Source organism: Paraburkholderia sp. 2C (assembly GCF_054589215.1).
Window position 1 is genome coordinate 94,920 of record NZ_BAAILL010000029.1, and the last position, 15,758, is coordinate 110,677.

A 15,758-nucleotide genomic window follows, 5' to 3' on the forward strand; every position below is an offset into this window, starting at 1 on the left:
TTTCCCCAAAGGATTGCCTACGTGAGTACCCTCCACTCCAGCGAATTTCAACGCGTCGCCCCCGACACGCTGCGCGACTTCGTCGGCGCCGTTTACCAATCTGCCGGCGCGAGCGCGGAAGACGCATTCGTCGCCGCCGATGCGATGGTTCAGGCCGATTTATGGGGCCATCAGTCGCACGGCGTGCTGCGGCTCGGCTGGTACTACGCGCGGCTACGCTCGGGTGCGATGCACGCGCAGACGAACCTGTCGTTCCCCGTCGACGCCGGCGCGGTCGCCGTGATGGACGGCGGCGACAGCATCGGGCCCGTGGTCGCGAAACACGCCGCGCTCGATGCGATCCGGCGCGCGAAGGCGCACGGCATCGGCGCGGTATCGGTGCGCTACTCGAATCACTTCGGCACCTGCATGTACTTCACGCGCATGGCGGCCGAACAGGATTGCATCATGCTCGTCACCACGAACGGCGGCCCGAACATGGCGCCGTGGGGCGGCCTCAAAAAGATGATCGGCACCAATCCGTGGTCGGTGGCGGTGCCCGCCGGCCGCTATTCGCCGATGATCATGGACGTCGCGAATTCGGGCGTCGCGCGCGGCAAGATCTTTCTCGCGCAGACGCGCCATGAAAACATCCCGCTCGGCTGGGCGATCGATGCGAAGGGCCGCCCCACAACCGATCCGACCGAGGCGCTGCAGGGCTTTATCCTGCCCATGGCCGGCCATAAGGGTTACGCGATCGGGATGATCGTCGATGTGTTGTCGGGCGTACTGTCGGGCAGCGGCTTTATGGACGAAGTACACGGCCCTTACGACCCGGTCAATCGAAGCTGTGCCGGACATCTGATGATCGCGCTTAACGTCGGTGCGTTTCAGCCGATCGACGAATTTCGCGCGCGCATGGAGCGGTATATCGAAACGCTGAAGAAGGTGCCGCTGGCCGAAGGCGCCGACGAAGTGTTCTACCCGGGCGAGCGGGAAGCGCGCGCCCATGAGCGGCAGATTGTCGAAGGAATTCTGCTGCCCGCGGATACGTTCGGTGTGCTCGATAAAGTCGCCGCGCAAGCGGGCGTTGCGCCAGTGGCACGCAGCTGACAAGCGACCCCGGACGGATGTTCGACCTTGGCTCGGATGCCCGCCTTCATCTTCTCGGCACACTCGGTCACCATGTCCGGGAAGATCAGCGTGGCGTCCACGGCCGGCTTCGCGGGCTCGATGTTCGCGGCTCAGGCGCCCTCAGGCAATGAGGTTCCGTGCCTGGTTTTGCAGACCTCCTCAGGCATCGGCTGCTCCATTGCGGCATCCCAGATCCCCATCGCGTCGGTCACGGCCTTCTCGATGACGGCATGCCGGACCCGATCGCGGGCGAGCACAGACAGTCCCTGGAAAAAGCAGTCGAACGCGATGGACAGCGATGCCGGATCTGTGCTGCTGCGCAGTTCCCCGCTCTTGATGCCCCGTGCTACGCAGGCGCGGAAACCGGCGCGCGTGCGACTGCGCACCTCGCGAAGCAACCCGGTGACGGCTTCGCTGCCGATGGAACTGGCCCCGACAACGCCCAGCGCGACCATACAGCCTTTCGGGTGCCCGCTCTCAATCTGCATCCTTGCCGACCGCAGCAGCGCCAGGAACACGCCCTCCCGTGGCGGTAGCGACGTGTCATGGAGACTACGGGTGACCTTGCCATAAATCTCCATGTATCGCTCCAGCGCCTCCTTGTACAGCGCCTCCTTGGACTCGAAGGCCGCATAGAAGCTGGGCGCGGAAATGCCCCCGCCGATCGCCGCCTTCAGCTGCGACAAGGACGTTGATTCATAGCCATGCTCCCAGAACAGATGCATCGCCGAAGTGATCGCCGCATCGCGGTCGAACGTGCGTGGCCGCCCCCGCTGACCCATGAATATCTCCGTCGGTCAAAATATACATACTAATCGATACATAATCTTCGGGCAAGTCGCGACTTGCAAGCTCCCGCGCATGGCAGCGGGCCGTTCAAGACGGCGGTTGACACGGCCTGCCACGTTCCCCTATATTTGTATCACTCGGTACGTAAATCCAGAGCAGCGCGGGGTCGCCACAAGAGCCCCGCATTTTTTTCACTATTTGTATACCAATCGATACGGAAATAAACGATGTCCAAAGAACTTGAAGCACGCCTTGACGCCATCGAAAGCCGCTTCGCCATCGATGCGCTGATCGCCAGCTACGCCGAGGCGTTCGACACCATGAACATCGAGCTGCTGGCCACGCTCTGGCATCCCGAATCGCGCCTGCTGCTAGGCGCGAACGGCAACTCCGACGGCCTCGAGGCGATCCTGGCGCAAGCACGCATCAACATGAAGCGCATGCCCCACATGCATCATTGGATGGCGAATGCCCTGATCACGGTGGACGGTGACAACGGCCACGGCCTCGTGGCGGCGGACTGTCTTTTTTACGACGTCGATCAGGGCACGCTTCAGGTGAGCGGCCAATACCGCGACGTCTATCAGCGACGCGAAGGCCGCTGGGCATTCCTGGAGCGCACCTTCACCATGCACTACGCCACGCCGCTCCAGAACTGGCACCCCGTCGCGGGAACGGAACGCTTCGGCCGTCCGGCCTGACGCGGTTTGCGGCCGCCGAAACTCATGCATACGACAACCTCCTCCACGCGTCGATGGTCGGCGTTCGCGGTGTTGCTGGTGGGAGCATTTCTGCCTCCGCTGGACTTCTTCATCGTGAACGTCGCCCTGCCGTCCATCCAGAGCACTCTCCACACGAGCGCTGCAGAGCTGCAACTCGTCATTTCCGGATACGCCGCGGCCTACGCGGTCTTCCTTATCACAGGAGGACGGCTAGGCGATCTCTTCGGCCGGCGCAGGATCTTCCTGATCGGTGTCACGGGCTTCGGACTGACATCGGTGATCTGCGGCCTCGCATCGTCACCCGCGATACTGATCCTCGGCCGTGTGCTGCAGGGCCTGAGCGCCGCCGCCATGGCGCCGCAAGGGCTGGCCTCCATTCACGCCCTGTTCCCGGAGAAGGAGCGCGCGCGCGCTTTGAGCCTCTACGGCGCCGCGGTGGGACTGGCCGCCGTAGCCGCGCAGGCGCTCGGGGGTGCGTTGATCTCTGCGGACATCTTTCACCTGGCGTGGCGCGTCGTCTTTCTCATCAACTTGCCCGTCGTCGCCGCCGTCCTGATCTTCGGGCTGCCGTTGCTACCCGACGTCCGCGGTGACAGCCCGGCACCGGTAGACCGGATCGGGGTGCTGCTCTGTGCGCTCACGCTGGGCTTGCTCATCGTGCCGCTGGTCGAAGGGCGGGAGCTGGGTTGGCCGTGGTGGGCCTGCGCAATGCTGATCGCGTGCCCCGTCGCAGGGGGAGGCTTCTGCCGATATGAGGTGGCCTACGCCCGCCGGGGCGGCGTGCCCCTGATCAGCGTGGAGCTGATCCGGAGGCCTGGCCTGATGAGCGGGCTTACGGGCGTCCTCTTCTTCTACGTCGTCTCCGCTTTCTTCCTGACGTTCTCCGTCTACCTCCAGGCGGCACTTGGCATGAGCCCGTTCGAGACCGGGCTGGTATTCCTGCCGTTCGGGGTCGGCGCCTTCATCGGACCGCTGACGACCCCGCTGGCCATCCGCCTCTTCGGCGACCGCGTCCCCGCCATCGGCATGATGCTCGAGGTCGTCGGCTGCCTGCTCCTCGCCGCCCTCGTGGCCGGCGCGCCCGGACAGATGCCGGCTCGGTTCCCGCTGATCGGGGCGGTGGCACTCCTCGGATTCGGTCAGGGCTGGGCGCTGCCGACGCTGGTGCGCTCGGTGATCAATCGCGCACCGGCGACTGGTTCCGGGATGATCGCAGGCATCACGAATTCGGCGTTGCAAATCAGCGCAGCACTGGGTGTCGCGGTCATCGGCGGCGTCTTCTTCACTGTCGCAGGGACTTCACCGGATCCGGTGACCCTGGCCAGGGCGCTGGTCGTCGCAATGATGTGCGTCGGCGGCAGTCTGACCGTTTCCGCCGTCCTGTCCATCGTCGCTTCGAGATCGAGCATTCATGCCGCTGCACGGGCCGCGCCTCGTTGAGTCCAGCCCCCCCTCGCTCGCGGCAAGGAGAACATCGCTGCTGATTCCCCACGGCATGCACGGCGATCCAGTTGCGAGCCGCACCGGCCAGGCGCCGCGGGGCGTGCTCCGCGTCGATCTGGCCGGGTACAGGGCCTTGGACATGCGGGCGGAGATTGAACCGCGGGGGACGCAAGGCGCGTTCTGCAGACCTTCGTTAGCTTCGCGCCGGCCGCAGCGCCGCGCTCCCTCCGGCGACAATCGGCTGATGCGTCATCGTCAGCGTGATCACGATACCGGTCAGCAGCAACACGCCGGCAATCGCAAACGCCCAATCGAAGCCCCCGGTGCTCGCGATCACATAACCGGTCACGATCGGCGCAAGCAGCCCGAATACGTTGCCCCCGACGATCACAAACCCCATCGCCTTCGCGATATCGCGCTGGTTCGGCAGCATATCGGAGAGCAGCGAGAAGTTCGTCGCATTGGTTGCCGCGATGCCCGAGAGCGACACGGTCAGCACCGCAACGAGCGCGACGAAGCTCGTCGCCAGCGGCACGAGCAGAATCGCCGCGCCGCACATCATCGATACCGCGATCGCATGGCGCCGCCGTCCCGACATGACGCCCGCGCGCTTCACATAGCGGTCGCTGAGAAAGCCGGCCAGCACGGCGAGCACCACGGCGCCGCCGTAAGGCACGCCGCTTAGCCAGCCGCTGTTCGTGATCGACAGATGCCGCGTCATCTGCAGATACGACGGCAGCCACGTGAGAAACAGATACTGCGCGTAAATGTTGCAGCCCTCGGTCAACGCGATGCCCCACAGCGTGCGCGAACGCAGAAGCCGCATCAAGCCATCGGGCACGCCCTCCGCCTGCGTTTGCACACCGTGATTGCGTTCGCGCACGATCATCTCGCGTTCGGCCTGCGATAGCCAGCGCGTGCGCTCGGGCGTGTCGAACAGCGCAAGCCACAGCACGAGCCACACGAAACCGGTGGCTCCCGAAATAACGAACGCCCAGCGCCATCCGAAGGCGGCGATCAGAAAGCCGATCAAGGCCAGACAGAACGCGGGCCCCGCGAAGGAGCCCGCGTTGAAAATCGCGTTGGCCACACCGCGTTCGCGCGCCGGAATCCACTGGCGCACGGTTTTTGCGCAGACCGGGTTGCTACTCGCTTCGCCCGCGCCCATCGCGAGCCGCGCTGCAAGCAGCGGCCCGAACGCACCGGCCGCGCCGGTCAGCACGGTGGCGAGCGACCAGATGCCGATGCCGAACGCGGCCACGCGCCGCGTGCCGAAGCGGTCGACGAACTGGCCCATCGGAATCAGAAACACCGTATAGGTCCAGACGAACGACGAAAACAGGTAACCGAGGCTGACCGGGGACAAATGAAACTCCGCGGCAATCGGCTTGGCCGCCACCGACAGCACGACGCGATCGAGGTAGTTGATCGTCGTGAGCGAAAAGAGAAACAGCAATACCCAGCCGCGCCTGAAAGCCACTTGCCTCTCCTTGATCCGGACCGTGGTCGGCCCTGGTGTTATGCGCCCTGCTTTGGACAAGAAGTCGTACAATGCGTTTTATGATCACAAAAGTCAACGGCGTGTTTCCGGAGCCCGATCGCCTGGCTGGTCGATCGTGAAGCGGCGGCGCCCGAGACAGACGGTCACAGCGGAGAAAGCATTGGACGGAACGAAGAACGACGCGCGAGGCAACCCGCTAAACGTGAATGGCGCTCGCACAACCGGCAGCTGGATCGCCTATGTGGGCAGCCGCACCACCGCGGCGCGCAATGGAAAAGGCAAGGGCCTGAGCGTGTACTCGGTCGACGCCAGGTCTGGAGCGTGGACACTGCTGCAAATCGTCGAGGGGCTCGTCAACCCGTCGTTTCTGAGTCTCAACCGTGCGCAGGATCGGCTTTATGCGGTACACGGCGATCATGCGGAGGTCAGCAGTTTCGCCGTCGATCCCGCGGACGGCACGCTGCGCTTTCTGAACTGGCAACCTTGCGGCGGCACCAACCCCGTTCATCTGGAACTATCGAACGACGAACGCGAACTCGTCGTCGCGAACTATGCGACGGGCACGATCGCCGTGTTGCCGGTGGCCGCGGACGGCTCGCTCGAGCCGGTGCGCCTGCTGCTCGGGCTGCCCGGTTCACCGGGGCCGCATCGCATCGAGCAGAGCAGTCCGCATCCGCATCACGTGCTGCGCTTTACATCGGCGGGACGTTCCACGCCATGGCATATCGTGCCCGACAAGGGGCTCGACGCGGTCTTCGCCATCCGCATCGGCGCCAGCGCAGCCGAAACGCAACTGAACCGTTTCCGCAGCCGCGAGTCCGCGGGGCCGCGGCATGCCGCGTTCCACCCTGTGTTGCCGCTCGTCTACGTCGGCAACGAACTCGATTCGACCGTGACGACGCTGTCGTTCGACGAGGACGCCGGAACGTTTCAATGCATCGGCCATGTCTCGACCTTGCCCAGCGAATACAGCGGGCCGAACCGCGTCGCGGGCATCGTGATGCATCCGTCGGGGCGCATGCTTTATGTGTCCAATCGGGGGCATGATTCGGTCGCGTGTCTGCCGCTCGACCAGAATGGACTGAGCGTACCGTCGGTGGCCGCGTGTGTTCCGTCACTTGGGCACTTCCCGCGCTTTATCACGCTGACGCCCGATGGGCAGCGACTGCTCGTCGCGAACGAACGCAGTCACACGATTGTGAGTCGCGAGATCGATCGCGACAGCCTGTTGCCATGGCGGGAAGCTGCGATCGTCGAAACCGGCAGCCCCGTGTGCGTCGTGTTTGCCGGCAACGCTCACTGAGCGGCGCGCGCGCCTCAGCTCCCAATTCTTTCGTCTGCATCCCTACCTATCGGTTTGATCATGCGAATGATCGGACCGATTCGGCTACGCCGCCTGCTCGCGTCACCAGTTCAGTTTTCTGGAAGCTGCGTGCATCGATTGCGAAACCTCTTTCGCGGAATAAGCACGACGACGACCCGTTCTCATAAACGGGAACGTTGACGTCATGACGCATCGTTCCCTCGTAGACGATTTTCCCTTCCGATTGAGGTTCGAACGAGGTTCCAAATGCAGACAAAGCACGTGTTGACATCTATTGAAGTGACCGCGTTGATGGCAGCCGCGAGAGCCGAAGCGGCCCACAGGAAGCTGTCCGTGAGCATCGCCGTGGTCGACGACGGAGGACACCCTCTCGCGCTCGAGCGCACCGACGATGCCGCGCCCGTGACTGCCTATGTTGCGATAGAAAAGGCCCGCACCGCAGCACTGTGCCGGCGGGAATCGAAGGCTTTCGAAGACATGATCAACGGCGGCCGCGTCGCATGGCTCTCGGTGCCGGTTCTGAGCGGCATTCTGGAGGGCGGCGTCCCCGTGATTGTCGATGGTCATGTTTTAGGCGCGGTCGGCGTGTCCGGCGCGAGCCCCGCCGACGATGCATCGATTGGGCAGTGTGCGGCAGACGCCGTGCTTCGCTAAACGAATCGGCGGAACATTGAGTATCCCGTTTCGCCGGAAAAGCGCCACGCCGCTCACGGACCGAACTATCAGCGGCTCGCCGCCGTGAAGCAACGCTACGCCTCGCACAACCTGTTCAGGAAAAATCAGAATATCGAACCGTCGGGCGCCAGGTAGCGCAGCCGCCGTTTTGCCGATAACGATATCGATATTTGCTATTTAGCGCCTGCCCGCCGCGGTGTTAGCCTGACTCGATCCACGGCCGGGCGAGTCGAAGTCGTATGCATGCCGCACGTCTGCTTGCGCAGCGACCCGTTCGCCATAACGAAAATCCACCGCAGGAGCGAACGTGAGCGTCGAATTCATCGGCATGATCCAGCAGCGCAAAATATCGGAAACGCACCGTCCGCAAGGTCCGGCCATCGATACGGACTACGTGCGTTCGTTTGCCCAGGCGCATGAAAGCGCGGGCTTTAACCGTATCCTCGTGCCGCACAGTTCGACGAGCCCCGACGCGACGATCACGATTGCCTATGCGGCAAGCGTTACGTCACGCATTCACTTCATGCTGGCGCATCGGCCAGGCTTCGTGGCGCCGACACTCGCCGCGCGGCAGATCGCGACGCTCGACCATTTCTCGGGCGGACGGCTCGCCGTGCACTTCATTTCAGGCGGCAGCGACGAAGACCAGCGCCGCGACGGCGATTTCCTGAGCCACGACGATCGCTACGCGCGCACGGACGAGTATCTGCAAATCCTGCGCCGTGTCTGGACCGAAGACAAGCCGTTCGACCATGAAGGCCGTTTCTATCGCGTTGAAAAGGCGTTCTCCGAAGTCAAACCGAAACAGACACCGCACGTGCCGATCTATTTCGGCGGCGCGTCGGAAGCCGCGCTCGCCGTGGCCGGCAAGCATGCCGACGTGTATGCGCTGTGGGGCGAATCGAAGCGGCAGGTGGCCGAACAACTGGCCCGCGTGCGTGCCGAAGCCGCGAAACATGGCCGCACCGTGCGCTTCTCGGTGTCGTTCCGGCCGATTCTCGCGGCGACCGAAAAAGCCGCGTGGGAGCGCGCCGAACACATTCTCGAAGAAACCCGCCGTTTGCGCGTCGAACAGGGCTTTTCGCGCGGCGGCCCGCAGCAGAGCGAAGGCGCGCGGCGGCTGCTTGCCGCGGCCGGCGAAGGCGTGCGTGCCGACGAACGTCTGTGGACCGCGGTGGCGAGGGAAATCGGCGGACGATCGAACTCGACTGCGCTGGTCGGCACACCGTCGCAGGTCGCACAGACGCTTTCCGAGTACTACGCGCTCGGCGTGACGACATTCCTGATCCGCGGCTTCGATCCGCTCGAAGACGCGATCGACTACGGCCGCGAGCTGATTCCCGCCACGCGCGAACTGACCGCGCGCGCGCAACACGCGGCTTGAGCCGGCAGCGCATTCATTCCAGCGAGTACCTATCATGACGAACGCGCTTCTCGATCATCCCGCCCCTACCGCTCACGCTGCGCTGCGCAAAGCGCCGGTCCGCAAGTTCTGGTTCGACGACGACGCCGCGCCGCCGCGCACGCTGGCGCAAGAACGCCTGCACCGGCAGCAGCGCCTCGCCGGCGCATTCCGCCTCTTCGCGCGCTATGGATTCGCTCAGGGTCTCGCAGGCCACATCACCGCGCGCGATCCGGAATGGACCGATCACTTCTGGGTCAATCCGCTCGGCCGCCACTTCAGCCGTATTCGCGTATCGGATCTGCTGCTCGTCAATCGTCATGGGGAAATCGTCGTTGGCGAAGGTCCCGTGAATCAGGCTGCGTTTGCGATTCATGCCGCGATTCATGAAGCGCGGCCCGACGTCGTCGCCGCCGCGCACACGCATTCGCTGTACGGCAAGGCGTGGTCGACGCTCGGCCGCAAGCTCGACCCGCTCACTCAGGATGCCTGCTCGTTCTACGAAGACCATGCGCTCTTCGACGACTTTCGGGGCGTCGTGCTCGACACGACTGAAGGCGCGCGCATCGCGGACGCGCTCGGCACGAACAAGGCGGTGATCCTGAAGAATCACGGCATTCTAACGGCGGGGCCGACCGTCGAAGCGGCTGCGTGGTGGTACATCGCGCTCGAGAATGCCTGCCATACCCAACTGCTCGCGCAAGCGGCCGGTACACCGAAACCGATTCCGCATGACGTCGCCGCTGTGACGCATCAGCAGGTCGGCCGGCCGGGCGGCGCGCAACATGCGTTCGAAAGCCTGTACGAGGGGCTCGTTGAAGACGAACCGGCGCTGCGCGACTGATGGCGCTCGATAAATTGCGGCGTTTCGTGGGCGAAATAGCGGAGATCGTCGATTCGAACGCGCGGGAACCGACGCTGCTCGAACGCGGCGCCGCGGCATTGCGGGAACTCGTGCGCGTCGACGACTGGTTGCCGGATGCGTATGCGCGGCCTTCAGCCGAGCGGTATCAGCAATACCTGTTGTATGCGGATGCGCGTCAGCGCTTTAGCGTCGTCAGCTTCGTATGGGGTCCGGGCCAGCAAACGCCGATTCACGACCATACGGTGTGGGGCTTGATCGGCGTGCTGCGCGGCGCCGAATTCGCGGCCCCCTACGCGCGCGACGGCAGAGGCGCGCTGCGCGAGTCGGGCGGCGAAATTCGCCTCGCCGCGGGTGATGTCGAGGCCGTGTCGCCGTCGATCGGCGACATCCACCGCGTACGGAATGCCTACGACGATCGCACGTCGGTCAGCATTCACGTGTATGGCGCGAACATCGGCGCCGTACAACGCTCCACGTATTCCGCCGACGGCGTACGCAAGCACTTTATCTCGGGCTATTCGAACGACACGCTGCCGAATCTGTGGGACACGACGAGGGCGCGGAACACCGATCTCGTCGCCGCCGATTAGCAAAGCAGAATAATGCGTTTGCGTTCGATAAAGCGCGTGCGTATCGTGATCTTCTCCGTTCCTTGCCCTGTCACCATTCGCCCATGCGCCGTTCAATGAACCGTCTGCTTTCCCACGCTATCCACCTTCTGCTTGCCGCATCATGCGCGGCCCCCTTTGCGGCAAACGCAGCATCCGACGGCTCCGCTTTAAAGGTAGGCGACCAGCAATTGCAAACGCGCGGCATCCTCGAATCATCGGGGCAACTGAAAGACGTGCCGTACAAGATCGAATGGTTCAATTTTCCTGCTGCGCAACCGCTCGGCGAAGCGTTGAATGCCGGCGCAATCGACGTTGGCGGGCTCGGCGATGCGCCATTGATTTTCGCGTACGCGGCCGGCGCGACCGTGCGCGCCGTCGCCGCGACACGCTCCACGCCGGTCGATCTTGCGATCATCGTTGCCGCGGGTTCGCCGATCCGCACGCCCGCCGATCTCAAAGGCAAACGCATCGCCACCACGCGCGGGTCGATCGGCCACTACCTCGTCATCGCGACGCTCGCGCGCGCCGGCATCAGTCTGTCCGACGTGTCGCTGCGCTTCATGCAGCCGGCCGATGCAAAATCCGCGCTCGCGTCCGGCAATGTCGACGCATGGTCGACCTGGGACCCCTATGTCGCACTCTCCGAGCAGCTGGATCACACGCGCAGTATCGCGAACGGCGTGAATCTGACATCGGGATTGAGCTTTCAGGCGGCAACCGAGGCCTCGATCAAGGCAAAGCACGATCAGATCGCCGATTTCCTGCGGCGCGTTGCCGCCGGGCAGCGCTGGGCGCTATCGCACCCTGACGAAGTCGCCGCGATGCAATCGAAGGTCACGGGATTGCCGCCGTCCGTGCTGAAAACCGTCTACCAGCGCGCGCAATTGCATCCGGTCGCAATCGACGACAAACTGATCGCCGAACAGCAGAAGACGGCCGATCTTTATCAGCGCGCGGAGGTCATCAAGACGCGGCTCGACGTAAAGCCGAGTTTTGACCGGCAGTTTCCGCTCGGCTCGCCGTGACGTTCGCCCGCTCAACCAGACCGCCGCCCTCGCCCATGACCCACCGCCCTCCCGAACATGCGCTCGTCGACGTCGAGCGCGACGCCGATGCGCTCGGCGCGCTGGCCGACCTCGACAGCCCGCGCGCCGCGGCCTGGCTCGCGCGGCTGACCCGCACCTTCGCCGCCGGCGCCGCCGGCCTCGACGCCGGCCCGCATTTCCCGTACGACAATCTCGCGCTGCTGCGCCGTGCCGGCCTGCTCTCGCTCACCGTGCCGCGCGCACTCGGCGGACGCGAAGCGACGCTCGCGCAAACGCTGAAGGTCGTGCGCGCGGTTGCGCGCGGCGAGCCCTCGACTGCGCTGATTCTCGTCATGCAGTGTCTCTGTCATCTACGGCTGCAGGCAGATCCCAACTGGCCCGCCGCCTTGCGGGAGCAACTTGCGCGCGACGCGGTCGAGCGAGGCGCGCTGATCAATTCGCTGCGTGTCGAACCGGAACTCGGTTCACCGTCGCGCGGGGGTTTGCCGGCAACCGTCGCTCGTCTCGACGGCGACGATTGGGTGCTGAACGGCCGCAAGCTGTATTCAACGGGCAGCCCGGGCCTGACATGGCTCGCGGTATGGGGCCGCACCGACGACGCATCGCCGCGTGTGGGCACCTGGGTCGTGCACCGCGATTCGCCCGGCATCCGCATCGGCGAACCGTGGAACCATCTCGGCATGCGCGCAACGGGCAGCCATGAAGTAATCTTCGAAAACGTGCGCGTGCCGCGCGCCCGCGTGGCCGACCTGCAGCCGCCCGGGCCCGCGGCCGGGTTCGATCTGGCGACATCGTTATGGACCAGCGTGCTGTTGCCGGCCATCTACGACGGCGTCGCGCGCGACTGGTTCACGCGTTGGACCGCAGAGCGGGTACCGTCGGGCCTCGACACGCCCCTCGCGAACCTCGATCGCTTCCAGCAGCTCGCCGGCCGCATCGACGCGCTGCTTTTCAGCAACCGCACGTTGCTCGACGCCGGTGCGGCGGGAGCCGTCGATGCCGCGGAAGCACCGGCCATCAAGTACCTCGTCAGCAAGCAGTCGATCGAAGCCGTCCAGCTTGCACTCGAAGCAAGCAGCAACCCGGGCTTGAGCCGCAACAATCCGCTCGAGCGCCACTACCGCGACGTGCTGTGCGCGCGCATCCATACGCCGCAGGACGACACGGTCCTCGGCAATCTCGGACGCGCGGCTTTCAGCGCCTATCCCGATCAAACCAGCACATCCGAAAACACACGTGTCGCGAACTGATGCGAATCGGTGCTCGCATTGATCACGCCGACCGATTTCAGATCGTCGGCGTAGAGCGCGATCTCATTGCGAAACGCAGCGCCGACCGGATGATGGTGGTCGGTGTGGCTCCTGAGCATCGCGGCCAGTTGCGCAACGTTCGCGCCCGGCGCGTTTGGCGCAAAGATCGCGGCGGCTTCGTCCGGATGGTTCGCGGTCCACTCGGTCGCCTCGAGCAGCGCCTGCGTTAGCGCCTGGGCGGTCGCGCGGTCCTTGCGGACGAGCGACCCGCGCACGCCGAGCACGCAGCACACACGGTTGGCGTATTCGCCGCACAGGTTGTTCGACACTTCATGCAGACGGTCGGTCTCGCGCAACGTCCAGATTGTCGGGTCGCCGTCGGCAATCGCCTGTACTTCGCCCTTCTTCAGCGCCTCGCCGAGTAAAGGCGCCGGGTATTGCCGCCAACTCACGTCGCGGTCCGGATCGACGCCGATCTTTTTCAGCGAAATCGCAAAGAAATTTTTCGCGGGACTCGCCATATCGCTGACGCCGACCGTGCGGCCCTTGAGTCCCTGCAAATCGACGATACCCGAGGTGTTCGTCGCGAGCAGCCGCATGCAGCCGCCGTGGATGCCGGCGGTCAGTTTCACGTCGAAGCCCTGTTCGAGCGGCTTGATCCAGCGCAGCGCCATGCCGACGCCCGCATCGGACTTGCCCGTGGCGATCGCTTCGAGCAGCTGGTCGGTCGAGCCCGCGAAGTTGACCGTTTCGACGTCGAGGCCGTGCTTGCGGAAAAAGCCCTGCTTCGCCGCCACCGGAACCGGCGCCGTGCAGATCGCGCCCGCGTTCCACGACAGTTTGAGCGGCTTGAGGTTTTCGTCGGCGGCAGCGCGCACGCCCGGCAGCCCGAACGTCGCGCCGCCGAGCGCGGCGGCGCCCGCCGTCCATGCGGTCTTGCGCAGCCACGCGCGTCGTGACGGCTGCGTGGGCGCGTTGTGATCGATCGGATTCATCGTTCTCTGTTTCCCCATAAGTGATGCGATTGTCGATTGAAGATGCGATTGAAGATGCGATTGAACGCGCGCCTCAGGCATCAAGGCCCAGTTGCGCGAGCACGTCACGGCGCAGCGCGACGAGCTTCGGGTCGTCGCGATGCCGCGGATACGGTGCGTCGTTGCGCACCTGCGCGACGATGCGCGCGGGCCGCTCGCTGAACACGATCACGCGGTTCGCGAGATAAAGCGCCTCTTCGACGTCGTGCGTCACGAACAGCACCGAGAAGCCGGCCGTTTGCCATAGACGCACCAGTTCGCTCTGCATCCGGATGCGCGTCAGCGAATCGAGCTTGCCGAACGGCTCGTCGAGCACCAGCAATTGCGGGTTGTTGACGAGCGCTCGAGCGAGCGCCGCGCGCTGCGCCATCCCGCCCGACAGCTGATGCGGAAACGCATCGGCGAACGCGAGGAGCCCGACGAGTTCGAGCGCCGCGTCGATCCGCTCGCGCGCACCGCTTCCGGCGCGCTGTGCCTGTGGGCCGATGCCGACGTTGTCGCGCACCGTGCGCCACGGAAACAGCGTCGGGTCCTGGAAGACCACCACGCGCGACGGGTCCGGTCCCGCGATCGGCTCGCCATGCGCATGCAAGGTGCCGTGCGCGGGCTTGTCGAGCCCTGCAACGAGGCGCAGCAAGGTCGACTTGCCGCAGCCGCTCGGCCCGAGCAGGGCGACGAATTCGCCGGGCTCGACGGTGAGGCTCACGTCGTCGAGGACAGGCAGGGGTTCGCCGCGCAACGCAAAGTGGTGACTGACATGGCGCACGTCGATGCGAACACCGTTTATGAGGCCCGCGTCCGCACGATTCTTCGGGTGGTCCTGCGTCGGCGGCGCCGGTCGAGCGGTAGCGGCTACCATTTGAGCAATCCCCTTTGCCAGACGAGCAGTCGATCGCGCACGCGGAACAGCAGCGTGACGAGCCCCGAGCACATCAGCGCCATGACGAGCAGCGCCGCATACATGTTCGAATACGCGGCCCAGCCTTGCGCCCATTGCAAATACCAGCCGAGCCCCGCCTTCACGCCCATCATCTCGGCGACGACAAGCACCGCGAACGACGCGCCAAGGCCCATAAACAGCCCGACGAACACCGACGGTAACGCCGCGGGAATCGCCACGCGCAATACGAGAAACGATGTGCGCGCGCCCAATGTGCGGGCCACGTCGTAGTAGGCGCTGTTCACGCTCGCGACGCCGGACCAGGTCAGGACCGCGACGGGAAACGCCGTGGCCAGCGCAATCAGGAACACGCTCGCGCTGAAGCTCGACGGAAAGAAGAAAAACGCGAGCGGCAACCATGCGGTCGCGGGCAACGGGCCAAGCAGGCGCAGCACCGGATGCAGCCAGTAGCCGACCGCGCGCGACCAGCCAATGCTCACCCCGGTCACAAAGCCTGTCAGCGCGCCGAGCAGATAGCCGTAGACGAGCAGCGCCAGCGAATGCGCCACGCTGGCCGCGAGCCTCGGCAGATCGTCCGCATAGACCGCAATCAGCGCCTGAGGCGGCGCGAAAAACGGGCGCGGCAGCCATTCGAGCTGTGCGGTGACGACCTCCCACGCGGTCACACCGAGCGCGAGTGCGAGCAGCCATGGCGTCGCGGCGAGCCATGCGTCGACAGACGGCCGGGCCGCGGGGATCGTCCCGTGCGTCCCGTGCGTCCCGTGCGTCCCGTGCGTCGCTTGCGTCGCTTGAGCGGTGCGGCCCGATGTTGTACGCCATCGAATGGCAAGGACGATTGCCGATAGAGCGGCGAGCAGCAGCTTCAGAACCAGCAGTTCGCGCGTGCGTGGCCAGATGTCGGCAGCCGGCCACCATACGGTGACGGCCGCGCTGCCGAGCCATGCAAGCGTTGCAAACAGCGCGACGGCCAGATTGCCGTTCGCGGCCGCGGATGCACCGTCGCGCGAGGCAGTGCGGGCGACCTCGAGAGTCCGGCTGTGGGTGTGGGTGGTGGACATACCTGCGTTTTCCGTGGACAGTGT

The 15,758-nt window shown here is 65.0% G+C and carries 16 protein-coding genes; 11 read left to right on the top strand and 5 right to left on the bottom strand.

Going from position 1 to position 15,758, the window contains the following annotated elements:
• Positions 1 to 21 precede the first annotated feature (21 nt).
• A complete protein-coding gene (locus ACYPXD_RS06905; RefSeq protein ID WP_459708946.1) occupies positions 22 to 1,092 on the top strand; it encodes an Ldh family oxidoreductase in 1,071 nt (356 codons plus the stop codon).
• A 131-nt stretch (positions 1,093 to 1,223) separates the two neighbouring features.
• On the opposite strand, the gene ACYPXD_RS06910 is transcribed toward ACYPXD_RS06905, so the two are convergent.
• Positions 1,224 to 1,895, bottom strand: coding sequence for a TetR/AcrR family transcriptional regulator (locus ACYPXD_RS06910; RefSeq protein ID WP_459708949.1), 672 nt, complete (start codon positions 1,893 to 1,895; stop codon positions 1,224 to 1,226).
• A gap of 234 nt (positions 1,896 to 2,129) precedes the next feature.
• Here ACYPXD_RS06910 and ACYPXD_RS06915 point away from each other — a divergent pair, with 234 nt between their 5' ends.
• A complete protein-coding gene (locus tag ACYPXD_RS06915) occupies positions 2,130 to 2,603 on the top strand; it encodes a nuclear transport factor 2 family protein (RefSeq protein ID WP_459708952.1) in 474 nt (157 codons plus the stop codon).
• 24 nt (positions 2,604 to 2,627) lie between these two features.
• Entirely contained in the window at positions 2,628 to 4,064 is a 1,437-nt protein-coding gene (locus ACYPXD_RS06920) for an MFS transporter (protein ID WP_459708955.1), read from the top strand.
• 196 nt (positions 4,065 to 4,260) lie between these two features.
• Here the strand turns inward: ACYPXD_RS06920 and ACYPXD_RS06925 are convergent, their stop codons facing one another.
• A complete protein-coding gene (locus tag ACYPXD_RS06925) occupies positions 4,261 to 5,547 on the bottom strand; it encodes an MFS transporter (RefSeq protein ID WP_459708957.1) in 1,287 nt (428 codons plus the stop codon).
• Positions 5,548 to 5,728: 181 nt separating this feature from the next.
• Here ACYPXD_RS06925 and ACYPXD_RS06930 point away from each other — a divergent pair, with 181 nt between their 5' ends.
• The 8 genes from ACYPXD_RS06930 (at position 5,729) to ACYPXD_RS06965 (ending at position 12,741) form a co-directional block, all read left to right on the top strand.
• Positions 5,729 to 6,871, top strand: a complete 1,143-nt coding sequence (locus ACYPXD_RS06930) for a lactonase family protein (protein ID WP_459708959.1) — start codon at positions 5,729 to 5,731, stop codon at positions 6,869 to 6,871.
• Positions 6,872 to 7,138: 267 nt separating this feature from the next.
• Positions 7,139 to 7,546: a heme-binding protein gene (locus ACYPXD_RS06935; RefSeq protein ID WP_459708961.1), complete on the top strand. Its 408-nt coding sequence runs from the start codon at positions 7,139 to 7,141 to the stop codon at positions 7,544 to 7,546.
• A 15-nt stretch (positions 7,547 to 7,561) separates the two neighbouring features.
• A complete protein-coding gene (locus ACYPXD_RS06940; protein ID WP_459709116.1) occupies positions 7,562 to 7,702 on the top strand; it encodes a BBE domain-containing protein in 141 nt (46 codons plus the stop codon).
• A gap of 172 nt (positions 7,703 to 7,874) precedes the next feature.
• Positions 7,875 to 8,951 carry an LLM class flavin-dependent oxidoreductase gene (locus ACYPXD_RS06945; protein ID WP_459708963.1) on the top strand — a complete coding sequence of 359 codons (1,077 nt, stop codon included), beginning with the start codon at positions 7,875 to 7,877 and terminating at the stop codon, positions 8,949 to 8,951.
• A 34-nt stretch (positions 8,952 to 8,985) separates the two neighbouring features.
• The gene (locus ACYPXD_RS06950) at positions 8,986 to 9,813 is read left to right on the top strand and encodes a class II aldolase/adducin family protein (protein ID WP_459708965.1); all 828 of its coding nucleotides are present in this window, start codon (positions 8,986 to 8,988) and stop codon (positions 9,811 to 9,813) included.
• Positions 9,813 to 10,424: a cysteine dioxygenase family protein gene (locus ACYPXD_RS06955; RefSeq protein ID WP_459708967.1), complete on the top strand. Its 612-nt coding sequence runs from the start codon at positions 9,813 to 9,815 to the stop codon at positions 10,422 to 10,424. The genes ACYPXD_RS06950 and ACYPXD_RS06955 overlap by 1 nt, the downstream gene beginning before the upstream one ends.
• Before the next feature lie 95 nt (positions 10,425 to 10,519).
• Entirely contained in the window at positions 10,520 to 11,470 is a 951-nt protein-coding gene (locus tag ACYPXD_RS06960) for an ABC transporter substrate-binding protein (protein WP_459708969.1), read from the top strand.
• 35 nt (positions 11,471 to 11,505) lie between these two features.
• On the top strand, positions 11,506 to 12,741 hold the full coding sequence (locus tag ACYPXD_RS06965) for an acyl-CoA dehydrogenase family protein (RefSeq protein WP_459708972.1): 1,236 nt from the start codon (positions 11,506 to 11,508) through the stop codon (positions 12,739 to 12,741).
• Here ACYPXD_RS06965 and ACYPXD_RS06970 read toward each other — a convergent pair.
• From ACYPXD_RS06970 to ACYPXD_RS06980, 3 genes are all read right to left on the bottom strand, one after another.
• Positions 12,702 to 13,736 carry an ABC transporter substrate-binding protein gene (locus ACYPXD_RS06970; RefSeq protein WP_459708974.1) on the bottom strand — a complete coding sequence of 345 codons (1,035 nt, stop codon included), beginning with the start codon at positions 13,734 to 13,736 and terminating at the stop codon, positions 12,702 to 12,704. The genes ACYPXD_RS06965 and ACYPXD_RS06970 overlap by 40 nt on opposite strands.
• Before the next feature lie 73 nt (positions 13,737 to 13,809).
• Positions 13,810 to 14,634: an ABC transporter ATP-binding protein gene (locus ACYPXD_RS06975; protein ID WP_459708977.1), complete on the bottom strand. Its 825-nt coding sequence runs from the start codon at positions 14,632 to 14,634 to the stop codon at positions 13,810 to 13,812.
• On the bottom strand, positions 14,628 to 15,734 hold the full coding sequence (locus ACYPXD_RS06980; RefSeq protein ID WP_459708979.1) for an ABC transporter permease: 1,107 nt from the start codon (positions 15,732 to 15,734) through the stop codon (positions 14,628 to 14,630). The genes ACYPXD_RS06975 and ACYPXD_RS06980 overlap by 7 nt, the downstream gene beginning before the upstream one ends.
• Positions 15,735 to 15,758: the final 24 nt, after the last annotated feature.